The organism is Flavisolibacter ginsenosidimutans, from assembly GCF_007970805.1.
GTDB lineage: Bacteria > Bacteroidota > Bacteroidia > Chitinophagales > Chitinophagaceae > Flavisolibacter > Flavisolibacter ginsenosidimutans.
Window position 1 is genome coordinate 3,091,126 of the sequence record NZ_CP042433.1, and the last position, 21,443, is coordinate 3,112,568.

General features: G+C 47.7%; 20 protein-coding genes. 10 read left to right on the plus strand and 10 right to left on the minus strand.

Features of this window, described 5'->3' with window-relative positions:
- The first annotated feature begins 139 nt into the window (after window positions 1-139).
- From FSB75_RS12800 to FSB75_RS12830, 8 genes are all read left to right on the plus strand, one after another.
- Window positions 140-730, plus strand: coding sequence for a DUF1415 domain-containing protein (locus FSB75_RS12800; protein WP_227990572.1), 591 nt, complete (start codon window positions 140-142; stop codon window positions 728-730).
- Between the two features lie 141 nt (window positions 731-871).
- A complete protein-coding gene (locus FSB75_RS12805) occupies window positions 872-1,072 on the plus strand; it encodes a cold-shock protein (RefSeq protein WP_146788083.1) in 201 nt (66 codons plus the stop codon).
- Between the two features lie 282 nt (window positions 1,073-1,354).
- The gene (locus tag FSB75_RS12810; protein WP_146788086.1) at window positions 1,355-2,845 is read left to right on the plus strand and encodes a TIR domain-containing protein; all 1,491 of its coding nucleotides are present in this window, start codon (window positions 1,355-1,357) and stop codon (window positions 2,843-2,845) included.
- Between the two features lie 180 nt (window positions 2,846-3,025).
- Window positions 3,026-5,674: an excinuclease ABC subunit UvrA gene (locus FSB75_RS12815; RefSeq protein ID WP_172623137.1), complete on the plus strand. Its 2,649-nt coding sequence runs from the start codon at window positions 3,026-3,028 to the stop codon at window positions 5,672-5,674.
- A gap of 114 nt (window positions 5,675-5,788) precedes the next feature.
- Window positions 5,789-7,699 (plus strand): beta-N-acetylhexosaminidase, encoded by a 1,911-nt coding sequence (locus FSB75_RS12820; RefSeq protein WP_146788089.1) that lies wholly within the window; start codon window positions 5,789-5,791, stop codon window positions 7,697-7,699.
- Window positions 7,700-8,283: 584 nt separating this feature from the next.
- Window positions 8,284-10,275 (plus strand): outer membrane protein assembly factor BamB family protein, encoded by a 1,992-nt coding sequence (locus tag FSB75_RS12825; protein ID WP_146788092.1) that lies wholly within the window; start codon window positions 8,284-8,286, stop codon window positions 10,273-10,275.
- A gap of 251 nt (window positions 10,276-10,526) precedes the next feature.
- Window positions 10,527-10,694 (plus strand): hypothetical protein, encoded by a 168-nt coding sequence (locus tag FSB75_RS21835; protein WP_172623138.1) that lies wholly within the window; start codon window positions 10,527-10,529, stop codon window positions 10,692-10,694.
- Between the two features lie 3 nt (window positions 10,695-10,697).
- Window positions 10,698-10,877, plus strand: coding sequence for a cupin domain-containing protein (locus FSB75_RS12830; RefSeq protein ID WP_146788095.1), 180 nt, complete (start codon window positions 10,698-10,700; stop codon window positions 10,875-10,877).
- 24 nt (window positions 10,878-10,901) lie between these two features.
- Here FSB75_RS12830 and FSB75_RS12835 read toward each other — a convergent pair whose 3' ends face one another.
- The 8 genes from FSB75_RS12835 to FSB75_RS12870 all read right to left on the minus strand — a co-directional run bounded on the left by FSB75_RS12835 (window position 10,902) and on the right by FSB75_RS12870 (window position 16,631).
- On the minus strand, window positions 10,902-11,696 hold the full coding sequence (locus FSB75_RS12835) for a lytic transglycosylase domain-containing protein (RefSeq protein ID WP_146788098.1): 795 nt from the start codon (window positions 11,694-11,696) through the stop codon (window positions 10,902-10,904).
- 387 nt (window positions 11,697-12,083) lie between these two features.
- The gene (locus FSB75_RS12840; protein ID WP_146788101.1) at window positions 12,084-12,419 is read right to left on the minus strand and encodes a hypothetical protein; all 336 of its coding nucleotides are present in this window, start codon (window positions 12,417-12,419) and stop codon (window positions 12,084-12,086) included.
- Between the two features lie 108 nt (window positions 12,420-12,527).
- A complete protein-coding gene (locus tag FSB75_RS12845) occupies window positions 12,528-13,493 on the minus strand; it encodes a glycoside hydrolase family 43 protein (protein WP_146788103.1) in 966 nt (321 codons plus the stop codon).
- A 43-nt stretch (window positions 13,494-13,536) separates the two neighbouring features.
- A complete protein-coding gene (locus FSB75_RS12850) occupies window positions 13,537-13,833 on the minus strand; it encodes a hypothetical protein (RefSeq protein WP_146788106.1) in 297 nt (98 codons plus the stop codon).
- A gap of 77 nt (window positions 13,834-13,910) precedes the next feature.
- Window positions 13,911-14,891: a phosphatase PAP2 family protein gene (locus FSB75_RS12855; RefSeq protein ID WP_146788109.1), complete on the minus strand. Its 981-nt coding sequence runs from the start codon at window positions 14,889-14,891 to the stop codon at window positions 13,911-13,913.
- 98 nt (window positions 14,892-14,989) lie between these two features.
- Complete coding sequence (locus FSB75_RS12860; RefSeq protein WP_146788112.1) at window positions 14,990-15,379, minus strand: hypothetical protein; 390 nt, start codon at window positions 15,377-15,379, stop codon at window positions 14,990-14,992.
- 122 nt (window positions 15,380-15,501) lie between these two features.
- Entirely contained in the window at window positions 15,502-16,122 is a 621-nt protein-coding gene (locus FSB75_RS12865; RefSeq protein WP_146788115.1) for a hypothetical protein, read from the minus strand.
- 95 nt (window positions 16,123-16,217) lie between these two features.
- Entirely contained in the window at window positions 16,218-16,631 is a 414-nt protein-coding gene (locus FSB75_RS12870) for a hypothetical protein (protein ID WP_146788118.1), read from the minus strand.
- A gap of 208 nt (window positions 16,632-16,839) precedes the next feature.
- On the opposite strand from FSB75_RS12870, the gene FSB75_RS12875 reads away from it, so the two are divergent.
- On the plus strand, window positions 16,840-18,789 hold the full coding sequence (locus tag FSB75_RS12875) for a TlpA family protein disulfide reductase (protein WP_146788121.1): 1,950 nt from the start codon (window positions 16,840-16,842) through the stop codon (window positions 18,787-18,789).
- A gap of 189 nt (window positions 18,790-18,978) precedes the next feature.
- Here the strand turns inward: FSB75_RS12875 and FSB75_RS12880 are convergent, their stop codons facing one another.
- Both FSB75_RS12880 and FSB75_RS12885 read right to left on the minus strand, forming a co-directional pair.
- Complete coding sequence (locus FSB75_RS12880; RefSeq protein WP_146788124.1) at window positions 18,979-19,293, minus strand: ferritin family protein; 315 nt, start codon at window positions 19,291-19,293, stop codon at window positions 18,979-18,981.
- Between the two features lie 103 nt (window positions 19,294-19,396).
- Window positions 19,397-19,732, minus strand: coding sequence for a four-helix bundle copper-binding protein (locus FSB75_RS12885; protein WP_146788126.1), 336 nt, complete (start codon window positions 19,730-19,732; stop codon window positions 19,397-19,399).
- Between the two features lie 154 nt (window positions 19,733-19,886).
- Here FSB75_RS12885 and FSB75_RS12890 point away from each other — a divergent pair, with 154 nt between their 5' ends.
- Window positions 19,887-21,257: a chloride channel protein gene (locus tag FSB75_RS12890; RefSeq protein WP_146788129.1), complete on the plus strand. Its 1,371-nt coding sequence runs from the start codon at window positions 19,887-19,889 to the stop codon at window positions 21,255-21,257.
- The last annotated feature ends 186 nt before the right edge of the window (window positions 21,258-21,443 follow it).

Genomic DNA, 21,443 nt, shown 5'->3' on the forward strand with positions numbered 1-21,443 from the left:
TCGGGATACGATGTTAGAATCTGCCGCTGATGATTAAACCTGGCGCGGTAATGAATTGAGAGAAGCCCGTAATTGAATGAGCGTTTTGGCAGATGAAGAACGGAACTGATCAACAGTCATTCATTGCAAATGCAGGCCAATGTATTTTTGGGCAATGAGTCACCAGCCGGCGCCAGAAGCAGCCAACGAAACCGTCGTTGCGCAAACAAAAAAATGGATTCTTGACGTTGTAGTGGGTTGCAACTTCTGCCCCTTCGCCGGACGGGAAGTAAAACGCGGCACCGTTGCTTACGAGGTCTTAAAAACGGGTTCGGCTCAAACGGTGCTGGCGGCTTTTGAAGCGGCCATGAAGAAGCTTGATGCAAATACAGAAATCGAAACCATGCTCCTCATTCTTCCGCAGGGCTTTGGCCGCTTTGCCGATTACCTGAAACTGGTAAGCGGTGCTGAACGAACAATAAAGAAAAAAGGCTACGAAGGCGTGTATCAGGTGGCTTCTTTTCATCCGCAGTATTTGTTTGCCGGCAGTTCCACTTCCGATCCGGCTAATTACACCAACCGCTCGCCTTATCCCATGCTGCACCTGTTGCGGGAAGACAGCGTGAGCAAGGCCATTGCAAGCTATCCCGACACGCACAAAATACCGCAGAGGAACATTGCTTTTGCCAAAGAAAAAGGATTGGCTTACATGCAGGCTTTGCTGGCGGCTTCGTTGGGTGTTAGTGAGTAAAACGATACCGTGTTTTTTGCAAGCCGGTCCGTTTATTGAAGACCACAAAGAACAGCGAAAAAACAGCGGGCAGCAAAAGAATTGCGTACTTCTGGCCGTTAGGGGTTACATTAGTGCTCAATACTTTAATACCAATTTATCATGGACAACAAAAACACAGGCACCGTAAAATTTTTCAACGCAGATAAAGGCTTTGGCTTTATTAAACACGACAACGAAAACAAGGAAACATTTGTACACAGCAGCGGCCTTATTGACCAGATCAAAGAAGGCGATCATGTAGAGTTTAACCTGCAGAACGGCAAGAAGGGAATGAACGCCGTGGACGTAAAGCTGATTTAAGAAAATACTTTTAATCTGAATGCGAAAAAGGGTGCCTATTAGGTACCCTTTTTCTATTGCTTATTTTGAGAAAGAGCTTTTGCAAGATGCTTTGAATTGGCCGGCTTGCGTTATAGATGCAGGCCAGCTCGTTTATAGTTTGAAGAACATTACGGATAGCAGAGAATGCACCACGTTATTACATAAATTTAGAGGCGGAAACCAAATACGGAGGGCAGTGCGTCAACGAAAGCTGCAAAACTTGATTTGCTGTAAAGAACCTACCAAAACAATTGATATTCCATGGTTATAATAGATAACAATACTGATGAAGGTAAAAACGAGCAAGGTAAAGATTATATCGTCCGAGAGCTTTTAAACAATAATGGTGTATTTAACTTTTACCTTCTTGACGGAAGAAGATTTAAAAATGAAACAGAGCGCTTTGCAATAATAGAATCGTTAAAAAACGAAGGCTATATAAGAAGAGTAGAAGGCGCGATTGGGCAAACGTATATGTTAACTGACCGCTTTCGCAACGAACAGCTAATGATGTACAAAGACCTTGCGGTAAGAAAGTTGGATCAAATGCCAGATAGTGAAATATCATTAAATCAGTTTATTTCAGAATTGCTTGTACCGGATATGTATCAAAGTGATTTCAAAAAATTTCTCGAACTAGGAGGATATATTATCATCACTACAAAAACACGACAGGGAGATTTTTTCAAAAAAGGGCATCAAATGAGTTTATACTTTTTGAACTCTTTAATGCAAGAAAACAAGGCAAGGCAAAAAAATTCTGCGTCGTTGCAGAAAAATATTGTGCAAGAAAGAAGTACTAGCGAATCCCTAAATACAATCGACATGAAAAGTGCAGAACACAAAAAGCTAAAAATTTTTATTGGTTGGTCAGGAGAAAAAAGCATGGCCATGGCAAAAAGACTTTATGAGTGGTTGCCATCAATCGTTCCAGACATTGTAATATTTTTCTCTCCAGCAATCTCCGGTGGCGCTAATTGGTCTAATGAAATTGCAAGGTGGCTTAAAGAAGCAGATTATGGAATTCTCTGTTTAACGAATGACAATTTGAATTCTCCATGGATAAATTTTGAGGCTGGGGCATTATGGAAAGGCATTGGAGAAACTCCCGTTTGCCCTCTGCTATTGAATATTAACTCGAGGCAGTTGACCGGCCCATTAAATACATTTCAATCTAAAAATTTTGATGAAGAAGGCATTAAACAACTATGCAGATTGTTAGCGGAAAAAACAAATCTAGATGCGAGGAGAGTAGATATTAGCTTTAAAGGCATCTGGCATCAACTAAATAAAGAAATGAATGATGACCTTGAGCGAATCAGTAAAGCTGAACCACAAGATCAAAGGCCTTATGGCTTGAAGATAACTTCACCTATAGAACTTAACGAATTGAGCACTCCCGTAAGGGTTTCCGGGACTTATGACATTCTTCCACCGCACGGCATTGTTCATGCTATTGTACTAAACCCAAGAACAAATGAATATTGGCCCAAAAAACATTTGATGTACGATAAACGAAATAAGACATGGGAAACTGAGGTTGATATTGATATTAAATCCACTCAAGCCGAGGAACGTATCATTCTTATTGCAACGATTGGTCCATGTATGAAAACCTTAATTGACTTTCGAAAAAAAGTTTACGATAAAACAAAGCAGGCTTTAGGTTTAGATGACAGTCCAATCTTGCACGATGATATAGATGTACATGATGAGATTAAAATAAAAATTGCATCAAACAAGAAATTATAATTTCCAGCGTTTTGTTTATCGCTATAAATTCTTCTCGACATGGTTTGTGCCGAATAGAATTACAAAGCGCCCAAGAGTGCGACCCTTCCTTCGTCAGGGTAAACTCCACCGCCGCTCAATAGAAGCACTGTCCTCTGGCCCATCATCCTCTCAAGGCATAAAGTTTGAAACCCCTTCTTTATGTCAAAGCAAAACTCTCCTCTTCACGACGGCTTTGTGCACGTACGCGGTGCTCGGGAACACAACCTCAAAAACGTTTCTCTAAAAATTCCAAGAGATGCGCTGGTGGTCTTCACCGGCGTTTCGGGTTCGGGCAAAAGTTCGCTGGCCTTTGGCACTTTGTACGCCGAGGCGCAGCGCCGTTACCTCGAAAGCGTGAGCCCTTACGCACGGCGGCTCTTTCACCAAATGCCCGTGCCGGTTGTGGATGAAGTGGAAGGCTTGCCGCCGGCTGTGGCGCTGCAACAACAACGCGGCGGCACCAGCACACGTTCGTCGGTGGGTTCGGTAACTACCATCTCCAATCTTTTGCGCATGTTGTATTCGCGTGCCGGCGATTATCCCAAAGGACAAGGCATTATTTACGCCGAAGCCTTTTCGCCCAACACGGCCGAAGGCGCCTGTCCGCAATGCAGCGGTTTGGGCCGCGTGTACGACGCCACCGAAGAAAGCATGGTGCCCGACCAAAACCTCACCATTCGCGAACGGGCCATTGCCGCTTGGCCTACGGCCTGGGGCGGACAAAACCTTCGCGACATTCTCATCACGCTTGGCTACAACGTGGACAAGCCCTGGAAAGAGTTGCCCAAGAAAGACCGCGACTGGATTCTCTTCACCGACGAACAACCGCAGGTGCCGGTGTACCCGGGGTTCACGCACGAAGAAGTCAAACGCGCCGTCAAACAAAAGATGCCGCCGGGTTATACGGGCACCTTCAGCAGCGCACGGCGCAACTTGTTTTACACGTTTACCAACACGCAAAGTGCGCAAATGAAAAAGCGTGTGCAGCAATTTATGGTGAGCAGCGAATGTCCAATGTGCGGCGGCAAGCGCTTGCGCAAGGAGTCTTTGTCAATTAAGTTTTCGGGCATGGACATTACGGAGATGTCGCGGCAACCCCTGAAAAAGTTGCTGGATATATTCAAGCCCTGTGCTGATGGTACGGCCGATTGCATCAAAGCGCATCACGCGGCGCAGCACGAAGAAAAAGCGATGGTGGCGCAACGCATTGCGGAAGATCTGGTGGCGCGTTTGAACGTGTTGCTGGATTTGGGTTTGGGTTACCTCACCCTGGAACGCAGCACGCCAACCTTATCGCCAGGTGAATTGCAACGCTTGCGGTTGGCAACGCAAGTGCGCAGCAATTTGTTTGGCGTTGTTTATGTGTTGGACGAACCTTCGGCGGGCTTGCATCCTTCAGACACAGAAGCGTTATTACGTGCATTGAATAAATTGAAAGCATCCGGTAATAGTTTGTTTGTGGTGGAGCATGAGTTGGACGTGATTCGTGCTGCGGATTGGGTAGTGGATGTTGGGCCAGCAGCGGGAGAAAAGGGTGGTGAGGTTTTGTACAGCGGGCCGTTGGAAGGATTGAAAGATGCGAAAGGTTCAAAGACGGCAAAGTATCTTTTTAAAAGTTGGTCGTTGGTCGTTGATGGTTGGCCGAAAGAGAGCGATACAAAACAGGTGAACGACAAACGGACAACAAAAGAAATTATCAATCAAAAAGAACGACACATTATCGGCGATCCGAACAACGACCAACAACCAACGGCCAACCGCTCTGCCATCGGCTGGCTCAAGTTGCAAGGCGTTACAAGAAACAACTTGAACAATCTTGATGCAGCCTTTCCACTTGGTGTGTTAACGAGTGTAACCGGTGTTTCGGGTTCGGGTAAATCGAGTTTGGTAAGTGCAGCGTTGGTGGAATTAGTAGCGGATTATTTGGGTCATGAAATAGAAACAGAAGAAGAGGAAGGCGAACTATTGCACGAAGAAACAGTACAAACACTCGGTGGAAAAATAACGGCGGGCATGGAAGGCATCAAACGACTTGTGCGTGTAGATCAAAAACCCATTGGCCGTACGCCGCGCAGTAACCTCGCAACTTATACGGGCTTGTTTGACGGTGTACGAAAACTTTTTGCATCAACGCCTACGGCAAGAAGCCGTCGTTACGATGCGGGAAGGTTTTCTTTCAACGTTGGTAAAGGCCGTTGCGAGAACTGCGAAGGCGAAGGCTTTGTGATGGTTGAGTTGTTGTTCTTACCAAGCGTGTATGCGCCTTGCCCGGTTTGCGGCGGCACACGTTACAATACGAAAACATTGGAGGTAAAATACAAGGACAAGAACATTGCTGATGTGCTTCGCATGACGGTTGATGAAGCACTTGCCTTCTTCAATGAAGACCCGATCATCCATCGTGCTTTGCAAATGTTGCACGAAGTAGGCCTTGGTTATTTGCGCCTCGGTCAACCCGCAACAGAACTTTCGGGCGGCGAAGCGCAACGCATCAAACTCGCAACAGAACTGCAACGCTTGGGCAAAGGCAATACGCTTTATGTTTTGGATGAACCAACAACGGGTTTGCATCCTTCCGATGTAGAAAAGTTGGTAGTGCAATTAAATCGTTTGGTAGATGCGGGCAACACCGTGATTGTGGTGGAACACGACATGCACGTGATTGCGCAAAGCGATTGGGTGATTGACATTGGTCCTGGCGCGGGTGAGGAAGGCGGACGAATTGTAACACAAGGTACACCGCAGGAAGTAGCGAATGCAAAAGAAAGCAAGACGGCGGTGTATTTGAAAAGAGAGTTGGCATTTTGAACCACGAAGGCACAAAGACACAGCGAAGCACAAAGTTTTTCTCCTTTATGAAACCACCATGAAAGAGAAACAGGTTGCTTTGTCTTCCGTATTTTTACCCCTTACCCAAATGCCATGAAAAAATTTCGCTTGCTTCTTCTTACCGCACTTTTTGCACCGGCCGCATTTGCCCAATCGCCGCGCATTGCCATTATTCCCGAACCGGTGTCGTTGACAACAAAGCCCGGTCAATTTATTCTTCCAAAATCCATCAGCATTGAAGCGCCTGCGAATGCAGAACTAAAAACCACAACAGCCTTTCTGCAAAAAATGTTGTCAACGGCAACGGGCTACAACGTTTCTATTAGCAATACTTCTGCGGCCGCTGCCGTTCGGCTTCAACTCAACAAAACGTCAAACCCAACGCTTGGCACTGAAGGCTATCAAATCAATGTTTCTTCCAACGGTGCTGTGCTTAAAGCCAATACACCGGTCGGCTTGTTCTATGCCGCGCAAACACTTATTCAACTCTTGCCGCCACAAATTGAAAGCGTCGAAAAGCAAAGCAACGTGCAATGGTCTTTGCCCTTTGTTGACATTACCGATTATCCCCGCTTTGGCTGGCGCGGATTGATGTTCGACGTTGCACGCCACTTCTTCACCAAGGAAGAAGTGAAACATTTTATTGACGACATGGTGCGCTACAAATACAATCTTCTGCACCTCCATCTTGCCGACGACGAAGGCTGGCGCATTCAAATAAACAGTCTGCCAAAGCTTACCGAAGTAGGCGCCTGGAACGTGAAGAAGGAAGGTTATTTTGGCACCTTTTCACCGCCCACACCCGACGAGCCGCGGACCTACGGCGGCTTTTACACACAAGACGACATTCGCGAGATTGTGCAATACGCCAAAGAACGTTTTGTGAACGTGCTGCCTGAAATTGACATGCCTGCTCACTGTCTTGCAGCCATTGCATCTTACCCTGAACTCTCCTGTACTGAAGGCGCTGATAAGTATCGTGTGCGTTCCGGCGAACAAATCATGGACTGGAGCCACGGTGCGCCGCCCATTGCGATGGTGGACAACGTGCTTTGTCCCGCGAATGAAAAAGTGTATGAATTTGCTGATAAAGTAATGACCGAATTGGCTACGCTGTTTCCCTTCGAATACATTCACGTTGGCGGCGATGAAGCCCCGCACAACTTCTGGGAAAAAGATCCGCAGATAAAAACACTCATGAACCGCGAAGGCTTAAAAACAATGGACGCGGTGCAAGGTTATTTTGAAAGACGATTGGAAAAAATTGTCGCGTCGAAAGGAAAGAAGATGATTGGCTGGGACGAAGTGCTGGATGCCGGCGTAAGCAAGAGCACGGCCATCATGAGTTGGCGCGGGGTGAAGAACGGCATTGAAGCCGCGAAGCAGGGTCACGACGTGGTGATGACGCCAACAACCTACGCTTACCTCGATTACATGCAGGCCGACCCCGTGATTGAGAGCCGCATTTATGCCTCTTTGCGGTTGAACAAAACATACGAATTTGACCCGGTGTCCGAAGGCGTTGACGCGGCCCGCATCAAGGGCGGGCAAGGCAATTTGTGGACGGAACAAGTGTACAACTACCGTCAGGTGCAGTACATGTTGTGGCCAAGAGCTTTTGCATTAGCAGAGGATTTCTGGTCGCCAAAGAACAAGAAGAATTGGGACGATTTTTTTGCCCGCACCGAACAGCATTTTGCCCGTTACAACGAAGCCGAAAAAAAATACGCACCGAGTGTGTACGATCCAATCTTCACCGTCACTCGCGGCGCCGACAGCACGGTACGCATTGCGCTGGAAACCGAAGTGAAAGGGCTTGATATTTATTACAGCTTTGATAATTCTTTTCCCGACCGTTTTTACCCGAAGTACACTGCACCGTTAACGCCGCCGAAGGATGCGGCGCAACTTAAAGTTGTGACGTATCGCGGCAAGCAACAAGTGGGAAGAATAAACGTGATGGCGGCGGAGGAATGGAAGCGGCGTGCGGGACTAAAGAAATAGGACAAGGCTAAAGAAGATACTTTACGGTGCAAGCCACTAGCAAGGAATACAGCCTTCAATGCTTGTAACAATTCGCTGTCTGCAGCGGATTGTCCGAACGGTTAAACTGATTAACCTTCCTCCTGTTGCCAATACAGTGTAATTGCCCGCAGCCGGCAACGTGATAAATATATCCGGTGTAAATGCATGTTGGCTCAATGAGCAAAATATCTACGGCGCAAATACGCTCATTTGTTTATATCATCTGCAAGGAATACTTTTACAAAGACCCTTCGCCCTTTGCTGACCCGCCCCTTATCAATACGTCCAGCAATCTTACCTTAGTCAACGCACCTTCATGTCTTACACCTTTCGCTAATTCTTTTTTGTTTGCTTTTGCGGTACAACACGCTTGCCTTGATAGAATTCAATTGCCGTTAAATGCAAGGTTCCCTGCCCCGCTTCAAGTTGCCATGGCTGTGTGAAGGTGCATTTGTCCCTTCCTGAAAACGGCATTGTCCTTGCTGACTTTAGTGCGCTGCGTGCTTCCTTTTCAAAACACCCACAGAACCCGGCTCTATTTACTCACTCTAAAACATTTTAAAATGAAAGAAAGGAATCTGCAATCGGGGCTCTATTGCAAAGGAAGCAACAGCAAACTGCCCGTATTCTTCAGAAGATCTTTTACAAGCTTGCTCTGCCTGTTTTTCGCGTTTGCCATCCAGGCACAAAACAAATTATGGCTAACCGCAGGCGGCGACCCGGCCAACACCCGCAATGCCGTTAGCGAAACCAAAATAACACCGGCCAACGCAGGCCAGCTTTCGAAAAAGTGGGTGGTTACAACCGATGGTGATATATCCGCCACGCCAGTGGTTGACGGCCAGGCCGTGTACTTTCCCGATTGGGGGCCGGTGGGTACAAGCAACGGAAGCCTTTACAAAGTGAACGCTAACACGGGTGAAATTATTTGGAAAAAATCCTTTACAAGCTACACAGGACAGGTGAAGGCTTTTGCCCGCGCTTCTCCTGCCATTGCCGGCAACACGCTGATCATCGGCACGCAACTCGGCTTCCCGTTCATTGGTGCGCACGTCCTCGGCATCAACAAAACCACAGGCGAATTGCTCTGGAAAACCAAGGTGGAAGATTTTCCTCTCTCCATTATTACGCAATCGGCAATGGTTCAGGGCGACAGGGCCTATGTGGGTGTTGCTTCATTGGAAGAAAATTTTGCGGCCGATCCCACTTACCCTTGTTGCTCGTTTCGTGGGAGTGTCTTATGTCTTGACGTAAATACCGGGCAAATTATTTGGAAGACCTACATGACTCCCGCAAACAAAGGCTTTGCCGGTGTGGCCGTTTGGGGAAGTACGCCGGTTGTTGACGTAAAAAGAAATTCCCTTTACGTGACAACAGGCAACAATTATAAAGTACCGCAGGCGGCACTTGATTGCAACGCCGGGGGAAAATCAGCCGATGAAGTGCGTGCTTGTGTCATGGCCGTTGACGGAAGCAGCCAAAACCTTTTTGATGCGATTGTAGCTCTTGATTTAACAACCGGTGCGGTCAAATGGACAAAGTCGGGAATACCGTTCGATGCCTGGAACGTATCCTGCTTTTTTGGTGGCCCCAACTGTCCCGACAATGCAGGCCCCGACTTTGACTTTGGGCAAGGCGTTGCCATGTTTACCATAGGCTCTGGAAACAACAAGCGTGAGTTGTTGGGCGCGGGACAAAAAAGCGGCATTTATTGGACGGTTAATCCAGACAACGGTCAGGAAGTTTGGCATACGCAAGTTGGACCCGGCGGAACATTGGGTGGCTTGCAATGGGGTTCAGCCGTTGACGGCAACCAGATTTACACGGCCATTTCAAACAACGGATATCTACCGCATACAATGACAAAAGGACCCGGCACAGGCACCACGGTAAACGGCGGTTTTTGGGCCGCCCTGGATGCTTCTACCGGGGCCGTAAATTGGGAAAACGCAGGCACAAATCCGCCGGTTAGTATTCCCGGCTTTCCGCCACCGCCAACGGGTGCTGTTGCCAACAATACCGGCGCTGTAACAATTGCCAACGGCGTTATGTTCGCCGGCGCTGGCGACGCCCCCGGTACAATGTATGCCTTTAATGCCGCCACGGGTGAAAAGCTCTGGTCGTTTGAAAGCGGTGGGTCCATCAACTCCGGTGCGGCCGTGGTAAACGGAACTGTTTATTGGGGATCAGGGTATTCTAATTTTGGCCTTGGTTCGCCAAACAATAAATTTTACGCATTCCAGGTTGGGGCCAACAGTTCAATCACCAACGTTGATACAAGAGGCATTCTTTCCAACGCAATTGTAAGTGGCAAGGCATCGCTTTCGATCTATCCCAATCCGGCCAGTGATTTTATCAGGATCAGTTCAAATGACAACAGCAAAATCAACGCAATAAGGCTTTATGACATTACCGGCAGAATGATCAAACAAGTGAACCCGTCCGGCTCATCGGAATACAAGCTGGACGTTAGCTCGGTGCAGAAAGGCGGTTACATGATCCAGGTCTCTACGCCAACCATGAATCAATCAATGAAAGTAAACGTTGTTCATTAAGTAAAACAAAAGCATCTCTTTAAAACAAAGAAGGGCTGGTTCTTCGCGTTAAACTTTCTTCACAGTAAAGTTTCGGGATACTGGCCCTTCTTCTATATTTCGCAATGATGAAATAACACAGCGGCACTTCCTTCAAGCCTGATTGTATCAATTGGAAAAGAAAGCAATTGATAACATAGAAGGTTCAATCTATACAGCCTGTCTTTTTCCTTTCTTACCGGGCAACTCATTTTCGTCCGCAAAACAACGCCGTGCCTCAAGCGCGACAAGCCTTGAACTTCCTCCCCATCGGAATGATGATGCAGGTTATAAAAACAGCCAAAGAAACAAAAGGCAAAAGCCTCGAAATGGAATGGACTTTACTGCCGCACCAGTCCGGCACGCCGGTACACATTTATCCCGCAGTTGATGAAACTTAGACGGTGTTGCAAGGTGCACTTGACGTAATGCTGAACGGAAAATGGACAACATTCAAACAAGGCGAAACTGTTACTGTGCCCAAAGGCGCGGCGCATCCCGAAGAAATGCGGCCAGTAAATCCACCGCCTTTCGCCGTTTCTGTTTTAAACAGAATTGGAAAATGGAAAGGCATTAAAATTTAAGAAAGCCTCTCCCGTTTTTACTGCTTACAAAGAAGCTTGACCGGTGCAAGATTTTTCCCGGTATGCTTTTGCTTCGGCTGCTGTTTGTGTGGCAACGCTGCCTTCGCCTTCAAAAAAATAATGAATGCCGATAAACCGCTTTACGTGTCCGCGGCTCTCGGCCGGCAGAAAGCGTTGAAGTGCCCAAAAGTTTTTGCTGCCGGATCTTTTCATGGCTTTGAGAACAGTCCCGGGTCCGCTGTTGTAGGCGGCAAGCACCAGCAGCCAGTCGCCAAAATCAACGTACAGACTTCGCAGGTATTTTGCGGCCGCAACGGTGCTGCGGTACGTATGGGTACGTTCATCTGCTTTGCCCGAAGTGTGCAGGCCCAATTCGCTTGCCGTCACGGGCATCAATTGCCACAATCCTCTTGCGCCTGCTCTTGATAAAGCATTTGTGCGAAGTTGAGATTCCACTATGGCGAGGTATTTTAATTGGGAGGGAATACCGTATTGATCAAACACGTTTTCTATCGTGCGAAAAAATGACCCGCTCTTGCCTTTCATTTTTTGCAGGAACTCGTCTTCTTTTTTTATGTACGCATTGACAAAGCCGATGACGTGCGTGTTTAAGGTTACCGTTGTGGCCACCACTTTCGCCGTCAGCGAATCAGGAGAAAGTTTCTTTGTTGCATTGTACAACGAAAGGAATGGAAGGGTTTTGCCCGGTGCTGTGTTGATGGGCTCAGCGTAACAAATGCCCTGCTTGAGTGCCACCAAAACCATCAACAGAAAGAAGTGACCAAAGAACGTTTTCGAGATCAGGTTTCTGCGCAACATTGTTTTTCGTTTTAGGTGAACAATGCCGGCCCTTGGGTTTGGATTAGAGATTTGTCAAAGGACGATTGGCGAATTTTTCAAAAGATACTGGAGAGATTTTGCTCATCATTTTCCGGGGGTCGGATAAACAGGTTTTTCAATCCGGAAAATGTTTTCGGTTTGAAACCGACGACAAACATAGTCCGGCAAAACCGTAAGTCATAGCTTTTTGGAGGGAGGTAAATTTGCGACTATATATAAACGCATGAAATTCAGACCACCGGACAGAGATAAAACCGTCTGTTAATGTGTCAGCAGGCAGTAACGAATCCTGCTCAGCGTTCTTTTAAAGCACACAACGCTGTTTAAGAACGGCGCAAACCGTTCCTCCTGCAATCTTGCTTTACTTTAATTTCTTCCTGATTTCATGCTTGCGTAAAAGTTTAACGCACCGGTACGCAACACCATTTTTGGGTCATCGCACATCCACTCCATCGTTAGCCTGCGGTTTCGGATGAGTCCCACCAGGAAAGAATTCTGGCAATTGGCAGCCGTGCTTTTTTCCATGCTGTAAAGGGAGCGGCCGTATTTCTTTTTTGCTCTTTCGATAACGTCTGGCGCTACGTATGAATGAAGCACGGGAAATCCTTTTAGTGTAACGTTGCTATCGGCAGCTTGCTTGTCCTGTGCGGATGCGGTGGTGGAAAGGATGGCCAGCAAAAAAAGGAAGAATAGATTTTTCATGGTGTTTTTCAATTGACACAAAATAACCGGTTTTATCGGCACGCACAAACGCATGGCCTTGCCTTGCGGCAATGCTACAGCCCAAACGGAAAAAGAAGAACGTTTAACCTACAACTTTATTCTGCCAACGCCTTCAAATGTCATTTTCACCGGCTTTATATTTCCCTTGTCGTCAAAGTACATGCGGTCAATGCAGGTCACGCGGTGATTGGCGGCTGTTTCGCCCAAAGGCCGGCGATGATAAACAATCAGCCATTCGTTGTTCGGTAAATGAACAACCGAATGATGGCCGGCACTCGTCGCCACCGTTGAATCTTGTTGCAGCACCGTTCCGATACGTTGAAAAGGACCCGTTGGCGAATCGGCCATTGCATAAGCCACGCGGTAGTTTGGTCCGCCCCAGCCCCCCTCGCTCCACATAAAATAATACTTCTCTTTTCGCTTAAACATGACCGGCCCTTCTACGTAACCCTGCGGTGTAATTTCCTTGAATGTCGTGCCGTCATCAAACGGTAGCAGGCCGCTGAAATCAGGCTTTAGTTTAACGATATTGCAATGGCCCCAACCGCCGTAAATCATGTAATAGATTCCCTTGTCGGCAAACACAAATTGATCAATGGGCTGCGCACCGTTTTCAACGCTGTTGATTACCGGCTTACCCAACAAATCCCTGAAAGGCCCATCGGGATGCGATGCCACGGCCACGCCAATGCCGCCCACTTCGCCGGGATGAACGTCGTTGGCACTAAAGAAAAAATAATAGAGGTTATCCTTCTTTAAAATGGCCGGGGCCCACATGGCTTTTTTTGCCCACTTCACGGCAGCCGTATCAAGGATGTGCGGATGTTTTGTCCACTGCACACCGTCGCTTGTTGAAAAAGCATCGAAGAAAACCTGCTTCTCGTACTTGTCAGAATAAGTTGGAAAAACCCAAAGCGAATGGTTGAAAATAGCCCCTTCCGGATCGGCATACCAACCGGAAAAAACAGGGTTGCCGGTTTTTGAAGAAGAATTTTGCGCACCGGCTAAAAGAAAACCGGTACAGAGGGCAAAAGAAAAACAGAAACGCAACATGAACAGATGAATTGAGGTATTAAGTTATGCTTGCACAACCGGTTTATTTGTGTGCTGTTTTCAACGATACGATAAAAAGCACCAACGCCACCACCAGCAGCAACAAAACAACCGTTTGCCGTCGGCGGCGATAGTGCGCTTCTGTTTTTTCGTCAAGATAATAGCGTTCCGAATCAACGGCAACCAGCACGCCGCGTTGCACCAGGCGTTGAAAAAGAAAAGAAGGCTTGACGTTGATATCAGCGGGCCGCACAGCTTCCGCCGGATGCGTTGCGCCAATCCCGCGAAATGCCTCAACAATCCGCCGCATCCGGATAATCAGTACCGCACCTGCGCTCATAGCTGGGAGTTTGTTGCTAAAGATAGAACCCCGGCTTTTGTTCGGCGGATTTTGTCTTTGTTTTGAACAGAGACCGGCTACTCCATTAGCAAGCCTTTCTTTTGTTTGCCAAAACGATAAGTCATTTGCACGCCGCCGGTTTGGCCGTTGTAATACGTATTCAGTTTCAGGTTAGAACTTTTGATGCGGTGCAGTTCGGGCACCACAATACCAAACACACCGCCAATGAGATAACCCATCAACACATCCGACGGAAAATGCGCCAGGGCCTTTATGCGTGTGTAGCCCACAAACAGGGGTGGCAGCGAAGCAAGGCCGTACAACAATACTTTCTTGCTGCGCATTTCGGGATGATAATCGAGGTAAACTTTCACCGCAAAAAACGTAGCCGCCGTTGCGTTGGCCACGTGACCGCTGTACATAGAGTTGCGCTGATTGCCGCCTTTGCGGTCGTCGAAGGAAAAATAATCGTAGTAAACGTAAGGTCGCAGGCGGTTTTGAAAGAGTGGCCCAAACGGACTAAAATCATAAAAAGCAAACGTAAGAAACTGCGTTTGATAATACATCAGGGCAAGCCGCAGCCAGTCTTTTCTTGTTTTTTTGCCAAGAACGAAGGTGGCGGCAGATGCGGCCAGAACAACGGTAAGCGACTTGTCGGAAAGCGAGTAAAAATGATCGCGTTTTGATGGATCAAGTTCGAGTGCCCAATGATCGAAACCGTTTAAAACATCGGGCCGCAAGGCCTGCACTTCCACCGGTGTCAGGTCGCGTTTGTTGTGCAGCACGTTGTTTATGGCCACCATGTTGGCCGCCGTTGCGGCTACGCCGATAATGGCCGTGCTCCAGGGATTGATGTTGTAAACGGCAGGCGCTGTGTTGTCAACGGTTTTAAGGTTGGCCCGGATGTTTTCTTTCGCGGTTGTCGTATCAGCTTTCAGCGCCGTTGTGTCGGTTTTCAAAGCCGTCGTATCGTTCTGCGCAAAAGAGCGGCAGCAAAGCAGAAGGACAGCCGAAAAAAGGAAAATGATTTTGACGCTGTGGAGTAAACATTTGCTCATACTCCGGGTGGCAAAAAACTTATGCCACCGTTGTAATCAGCATTCTGTTTCTGCCGCTTGCATTGCGGGTTTTGAAACAAGATGGAGAATATATGGGTTTATTTGACCAAACTGCAGGTCCAGCGGTTGTCGGGGTTAGCAGGAAATGTCAGAAAGAACTTGTTGGGCCGGTCAATTTTCTCAGCCTTGCCGCCGTTGAAATAACCGCCCGAGAACCAAAGATTGCCTGCTTTGTCAACGGTAAAGGTGCCGGTGCTTGGCTTTTCAAAACCAAGGTAAGTGTACTTGCCGTTGGGGTTAATTACAAATGAGCCTTTTGGTGTGTATTCTACATTGCCGTTGTGCCAGCTGGAAGCGGTGCAGCCGTATTTGCCGTGGGCAAGCTTACCGGTATCGGACTTGCCTTGTTGTGCTTTTGACACGAAGGATAAAAGAAGTGCAAAAAGAAAGTAACAAGCGCTACGACCGAAAGCGTTTTTTGTTTTCATGGTTTTGATTGTTTAATCGCTTGTGCAATAAATGCCTTAAGAAAATTTTTGGCATTCCGTTCAAATGAAAAAGGCTGCGGTTGTAAGCTGCGGCCTTTTTCATTTGAACGTGTGGCGAAGATTTATTCCTTGGTGAGCGAAAAGCTGGTCCTTCTTTTCACTTTGCGGGCCTTGCCCGTACTGTCCAAAACCGGCGCAAGCTGCGGCGTGCCGAGGTCCATACGGGTCTTTACCTCGCTTTGCAGAAAAGCGTTTTCCGGCGAGGAGGTCAGGTTCAAAACATTCACCGTACCGTCGGTATTTATTTCGTATTCAACCGTGATAAAGTATGTGTCCTTCTTAATTTTTTTTGAAGGCAATACTTCGGCGCTCAAAACCTTTGTTAACGAATCAGCGTATTCTTTCCAGATCTTGTTGGTGCTTTTAACAGGAGCAGGTTTCGCGGCCGCAGTAGTGGTGATAGATGAATCGGTGGCTTCACCACTTGTTGCAGTATTGGTCGTAGCGGTTTCCGTTTTTTGCGGCTCGCTTGTAGCCGGCGTCACTGCTTTCGGTGCTTCAGGCTCCGCCTGTTTTTTTGTGGCCGTATCAATTCGGGCACTCAGGTCTTCGTTTTTGCGCACAACCGAATTGGAGTCCGCTTTCAGTTTTCCGCCGTACAAAAGATCTTTCAGCGATTGCTTTTGCTGTGCGTTTGCCGCGAAAGCAGCTATCAACAAGAAAAACAAGATTCCTTTTTTCATGATGCGTTTAATTAGGATGTTTCTAGTGTGTTTCAAACCGAAAGTTAGGACGCAAAGCTGTTAGCATCTTCACAAGAATCGCAATTTATAACCGCTCACCAGGTATCGCTTTGGCGCAACCAGAGATAATTGTTGCGGCCAACGGTAAGGTAATAAACCAGCACCAAAAACCCTGGAATAACGAACCAAACCAGATAAGGGAAACCGGCAAAACGCCGCAACAAAAAATGCAGAATGACAATGACGGAAAACAAAGGCATGATAAAATTGGAATAACGAAAAGCCGAGAGATGGAAATATTTCATTTCGCTGTCGGCAAGATTGAACTGCACTTCGCGGCTGCCGCACCAGTCAACTTTTGCACGCAGGGTATGTGTACCCGGCAGCACTTCAAAGGTTTTGATTTCGTCGTTGGCAAGCGTGCCGAGTTTTTGGTTGTCAAGATAAAGCGTGTAAGAACGCAGCCGGTTGGTCCATTCCTTTGGCCGCGTTACGGTGATTTTGCTCACGGTGCTGATTGTTTTGATTTGCCATGAAAGTTAACCCGTGCTTTCAAGGCAACGGTTTTTTTCTAACCAACGCGGATTTTTGCCACACATCGCGGTACGGTTACCGCCCGGCATTCGGCTGCGTTTCTCTTATGCCTTATTTTTTTAATTCTGCATCGGCATCTTTCTTACATTTAAGCCAGACTTTTTTTAACCAACAAACCAGTGTATGAAAAAACTAACCTCGCTCCTCCTTGCTTTCTGTTTAACTCTCGCCAGCTTTGCCCAGCAAGCTTTTGAAGTGATGACGAAAAAACCCACGCCGGGTTCTACCATCGTTATTGAATACATGCCGCGCAACACGGTGCTGCAAGGCAAAAAAGATTTTGAGGCCACGGCTTATTTGCTCGAAGGCGGCTTGCCGCGGGCAGTTGAGGTTCCGTTGAAACAGGAAGGCGGCATCTTTCGCGGAAGCGTAAAAACGGCTGATAGCACAAGAGCCGTGTTCTTTGCCTTTGCCAAAGATGAAATTCGCGACAACAACAACGACGAAGGGTATTACACAGCGCTGTACGATAAAAAAGGCGAAGAAGTTCCCGGCGCTCATGCGGCCCTTGCGTCGGCTTTCGGCAACTTCGGCGGCATCTGGGGTTTAAAGCGCAACCAGCAAAAAGGTGCTGAGTTGAATAAAAAAGAATTTGCCAACACTGCATCGCAAAAAAAGTTTGCAACGGAATATGCAAGCTATTTGAGTCAATCAAAAGATGCGGCCGATCAGGATGCTTTACGGAAACTACTGACGGAGAGATTAAAGAACGAGAAGATTTCAGAAGCAGACCTGACACAAACGCGATTCTTTTATCAGAATGCATTAAAGGACAAGGCCATGGCCGACAGCGTGGCTGCGTTGCTGAAAAGCCGCTACCCTGCCGCCGCACAACAAACCGAATTGGTAGCCCAATGGAACAAAGCAAAAACGCTTCCGGAAAGAGAAGAAGTCTATCAAAAATTTGCTGCCGTAAGTAGCCCCGCCAACGAGTTGGCGAAGAACCGCCTGGAGTTTTTTGACCAGGTGATAGCGGGGATGTATGCCGATTCTGGCAATTACGAGGCAGCCAAAAAATACCTGGCACGCATTGAAAACAAACAGGCCCGCGCCAATGCGCTGAACAGCATTGCCTGGAAGCTTTCCGGCGAAGGAATCAACAAACAACCGAAAGACGCAAAAGCAGGGTTGGATTTCTCTAAACAGTCGTTGGCGTTGGTGGATGAAGAAAAGAAAGCAATGAAAAACAAACCGGCTTATCTCACTGCAAAGCAATACCAGCGCAACCTTGATAACACGCACAATATGTACGCCGACACGTACGCTACCTTGCTTTATCACAAAGGCGATTACGAACAGGCGTACGCCGTTGAAAAAGCCGCAGTGGAAGGCTTTAAGCGCAAAGACGCAAGCATGAACGAAGCCTTCACGGCGCTGACGGAGAAAACAAAAGGCGCCAAAGCCGCGCAAGCCGAACTGGAAAAATTTATGGAAGAAGGCAAGTACACGCCGGCCATGAAAGAACAATTGCAACGGTTGTACATTGCAAACGGCGGCACGCAAGCGCAATGGACTTCGTATATAAGCAACCTTGAGGAAGCCGCTTACAACAAGTTCAAAGCCGAACTGGCCAAACAAATGATCAACGTGCCTGCGCCACAATTTGCGTTGAAAGATTTAGACGGAAAAGAAGTCTCGCTGGCATCATTGAAAGGCAAAATTGTGGTGGTTGATTTTTGGGCTACGTGGTGCGGACCGTGCCGTGCCTCTTTCCCGGGCATGCAAACGGCGGTAAACAAATACAAGAACAATCCCGACGTTGCTTTTCTTTTCATTGATACCTGGGAAAACGACAGCAACCGCGTGCAAAAAGTGACCGACTTTGTTGCGCAAAACAAATATTCTTTTCATGTGTTGTACGACGATGCAAAATCAAAAGAGGGAAACGATTTTGTAGTGGTAGAAAACTTTAAGGTCGAAGGCATACCCACAAAATTTGTAATTGACCGGAACAACAACATTCGCTTTAAAGCCGTTGGTTTTGACGGCACCGCCGACGAACTTGCAACCGAACTGACGGCAATGATTGACATGGTAAATGCTGAAGGCGGCGACGTGAAGAAAGGCTTTTAAAAACTTTTTTGCAAAAGGAAAAGCCGCATCAGAAGGTGCGGCTTTTTTATGAGCCAAGGTTCACTTATCTATTGAGCTTTGCTTGCGTCGCACTCTTGTGCGTTCCTATCGCTACGCAACAAAAACCTCACGCAGCGACGCAGAGGAGCTACGACGCTGCGCCGTTGCGTGAAAAAACGGTATTGAGGTTTAATCCGCTTTCTCTTCTCCTTTCTCACCCAACTTTACAATATCACCTTCTTTGAAAAGAATCGCTTTTAAAATAGTGCGCCACTTTTCTTTTTTGCGCAAAAGAAATTCAAGGTCCATTCCGAAATGCTTGAATTCTTCCTGCTGTGCGTTCTCCATAATGGCTTTGGCCTGCTTGTCTTTTTCTACCGCAATGCGCTGCTCGTACCAGCCAATGGCTTCGGCTTCTTCGGTAAGCGAAGCAATCATGCGGGCAAACGTGCGGACCTCCTGTGAGAGTTCTTCTGGCGGTTCGTGGTACTGGTCAAAAGGCATAAAAAGGGTTTGTGAAGTAAAAAATCAAAAACGATAAACGATAAAAATAAAACAATCGCTACGGTTCTGCTCCATCAATTGTTTCCGGATGATGCGGCAAGCCTCAGGCAGCCATCTTCCTGCATTCTTCCGCGCATTGCTTGCATGCCTGCGCACACTCCCGGCAGTGTTCGGTTTTGTGTTTGCCGCATTCTTCGCCGCAAGCCTGGCAAACATCAGCACATAGCCGGCAAATCTCTTTTGCCTTTTCACTTCCCAAACTCATTAATTGCGCCGATGCGTAACACAGTGCCGCGCATTCCATGTCCAACTGTATGCACCGCGCCATCATCTTTACGTCTTCTTCCTGCGTGCACGACGAAGCACAATGATTGCAAATGGCTGCGCACCGCAAACAAGATTCGATGCACGATTGGTACTGATGATATCCGGCTGTCATAAAAGTTTTTTACGGTTAAAAAAAATCCTTGCCTTCAAAAACAGGCCATTGGGATAACAAGCGTTTTTGAACGCTACAAAACAAAGGCCACGCCGCACTTTCTTTCGGTTAGCTTTGCACGATTGTGCAAAACACCCTTATCCACGTTTAACCAATGCCGAAAGAACCGTTTAAACTTCGCCTTCAGCGACGATTCACCTTTGCAACGGACCTGCTCATCCCTAGCCGCTTGCGGGCAAACGCACAGCAGGCCATTCCGTTTTGGATTGCCTCGTTATTTGTGGGCCTGATAGCCGTTGGTTATACAAAACTTTTTGGCTTGGCCGAAGACATTCTCCATCATTTACTCGCCTGGCACGGCTGGCTCATTTTTCTTGTAACGCCATTTTGTTTTTTACTGGCCTGGCTGGTGGTAGTAAAACTTTCGCCCAACGCAAAAGGCAGTGGCATACCGCAGGTGATGGCCGCCATTGATTTGGCTACACCCAAACACGAAGACAAGATTGGCCGCCTGTTAAGCCTGCGCATTGCAGCCGTAAAAATCCTCTCCAGTTTCGTGATGGTCTTAGGCGGTGGCGCCATTGGCCGCGAAGGGCCAACGATACAGATTGCGGGCTCGGTGTTTTACATCGTTCACAAATGGATACCCAAAACCTGGGCACGGCTTTCCGATCAAAGCTTTGTTTTAACCGGCGCTGCGGCGGGTCTGGCGGCTGCGTTCAATACTCCGCTCGGCGGAATTGTGTTTGCCGTGGAGGAGCTCGCAAAAATTCACGTGCGCCATTTTCGCACGGCGCTTTTTTCAGCGGTCATCATTGCGGGCTTAACGGCACAAGGCTTCCTCGGCCCTTATCTCTACCTTGGTTATCCCGAAGTAACGGGATTGCGGTTTTCCATTTTTTTAGGCGTGATTGCAACGGCCATCGCTGCCGGTCTTTTGGGCAGTTTAATGTGCAAAGCCATTTTGGTGGTCATGCGTTGGAAGAGGAATTTCGGTACCGCAAAAACCGTTTTGTTTTTGCTCCTTTCCGGGCTTGCCGTAGCAGCCGCAGCCTACTTTGTCCATCCCGCTGTTTTGGGTTCGGGCAAAGTGCTGATGAACCAGTTGTTGTTTACAAGCGACAAAGCCGCCGGCTGGGACACAGCCTTGTTGAGAGTTGCCGGCCCAATTATTTGCTTCAACACCGGCGCGGCAGGCGGTGTGTTTGCGCCTTCGCTGGCGGCCGGCGCTTCGATTGGCGGTTGGCTTTCTTCTTTGTTTGACGTAACGGGCTCCAACGCAAACTTGCTTATTCTTTGCGGCATGGTGGGCTTTTTAACTGGCGTTACTCGCACGCCCTTTACATCGGCCATTTTGGTATTGGAAATGACCGACCGGCACAGCGTGATTTTTCACTTGATGGTGGCAGCGCTTGTCTCCAACGTTGCCGCGTTGTTAATAGACAAACATTCGCTTTACGAGCGGTTGAAAAAAGGTTATGTGGAAGATGCGCTGAAAGAGGAAACAGAACCTGTAGCAAATTGAAACGATCATAAGCTTACGCCAGCAGAGAATATTTTGAGCCAGAAATTCGCCTATCCATTGAGCATCGTTGCGTCGCACACTTGTACACTTTGTTCGCTGTGCGGCAAGCAGGCTTTTGCTTTATTTGGCTTTGAAATCTAACTCTATGTTTGGAATAAGAAAGTACGCAAACCCAAACGTTAGTGC

Excerpts from the sequence above, each read along its gene's own strand:
- FSB75_RS12805 (WP_146788083.1), top strand. The coding sequence starts at position 872 with ATGGACAACAAAAACACAGGCACCGTAAAATTTTTCAACGCAGATAAA.
- FSB75_RS12840 (WP_146788101.1), bottom strand. The coding sequence starts at position 12,419 with ATGAAAAATCTATTCTTCCTTTTTTTGCTGGCCATCCTTTCCACCACC.
- FSB75_RS12800 (WP_227990572.1), top strand. The coding sequence starts at position 140 with ATGTATTTTTGGGCAATGAGTCACCAGCCGGCGCCAGAAGCAGCCAAC.
- FSB75_RS12865 (WP_146788115.1), bottom strand. The coding sequence starts at position 16,122 with ATGAAAAAAGGAATCTTGTTTTTCTTGTTGATAGCTGCTTTCGCGGCA.
- FSB75_RS12815 (WP_172623137.1), top strand. The coding sequence starts at position 3,026 with ATGTCAAAGCAAAACTCTCCTCTTCACGACGGCTTTGTGCACGTACGC.
- FSB75_RS12875 (WP_146788121.1), top strand. The coding sequence starts at position 16,840 with ATGAAAAAACTAACCTCGCTCCTCCTTGCTTTCTGTTTAACTCTCGCC.
- FSB75_RS12880 (WP_146788124.1), bottom strand. The coding sequence starts at position 19,293 with ATGCCTTTTGACCAGTACCACGAACCGCCAGAAGAACTCTCACAGGAG.
- FSB75_RS12810 (WP_146788086.1), top strand. The coding sequence starts at position 1,355 with ATGGTTATAATAGATAACAATACTGATGAAGGTAAAAACGAGCAAGGT.
- FSB75_RS12825 (WP_146788092.1), top strand. The coding sequence starts at position 8,284 with ATGAAAGAAAGGAATCTGCAATCGGGGCTCTATTGCAAAGGAAGCAAC.
- FSB75_RS12890 (WP_146788129.1), top strand. The coding sequence starts at position 19,887 with ATGCCGAAAGAACCGTTTAAACTTCGCCTTCAGCGACGATTCACCTTT.
- FSB75_RS12845 (WP_146788103.1), bottom strand. The coding sequence starts at position 13,493 with ATGTTGCGTTTCTGTTTTTCTTTTGCCCTCTGTACCGGTTTTCTTTTA.
- FSB75_RS12855 (WP_146788109.1), bottom strand. The coding sequence starts at position 14,891 with ATGAGCAAATGTTTACTCCACAGCGTCAAAATCATTTTCCTTTTTTCG.
- FSB75_RS12835 (WP_146788098.1), bottom strand. The coding sequence starts at position 11,696 with ATGTTGCGCAGAAACCTGATCTCGAAAACGTTCTTTGGTCACTTCTTT.
- FSB75_RS12820 (WP_146788089.1), top strand. The coding sequence starts at position 5,789 with ATGAAAAAATTTCGCTTGCTTCTTCTTACCGCACTTTTTGCACCGGCC.
- FSB75_RS12860 (WP_146788112.1), bottom strand. The coding sequence starts at position 15,379 with ATGAAAACAAAAAACGCTTTCGGTCGTAGCGCTTGTTACTTTCTTTTT.
- FSB75_RS12885 (WP_146788126.1), bottom strand. The coding sequence starts at position 19,732 with ATGACAGCCGGATATCATCAGTACCAATCGTGCATCGAATCTTGTTTG.
- FSB75_RS12850 (WP_146788106.1), bottom strand. The coding sequence starts at position 13,833 with ATGAGCGCAGGTGCGGTACTGATTATCCGGATGCGGCGGATTGTTGAG.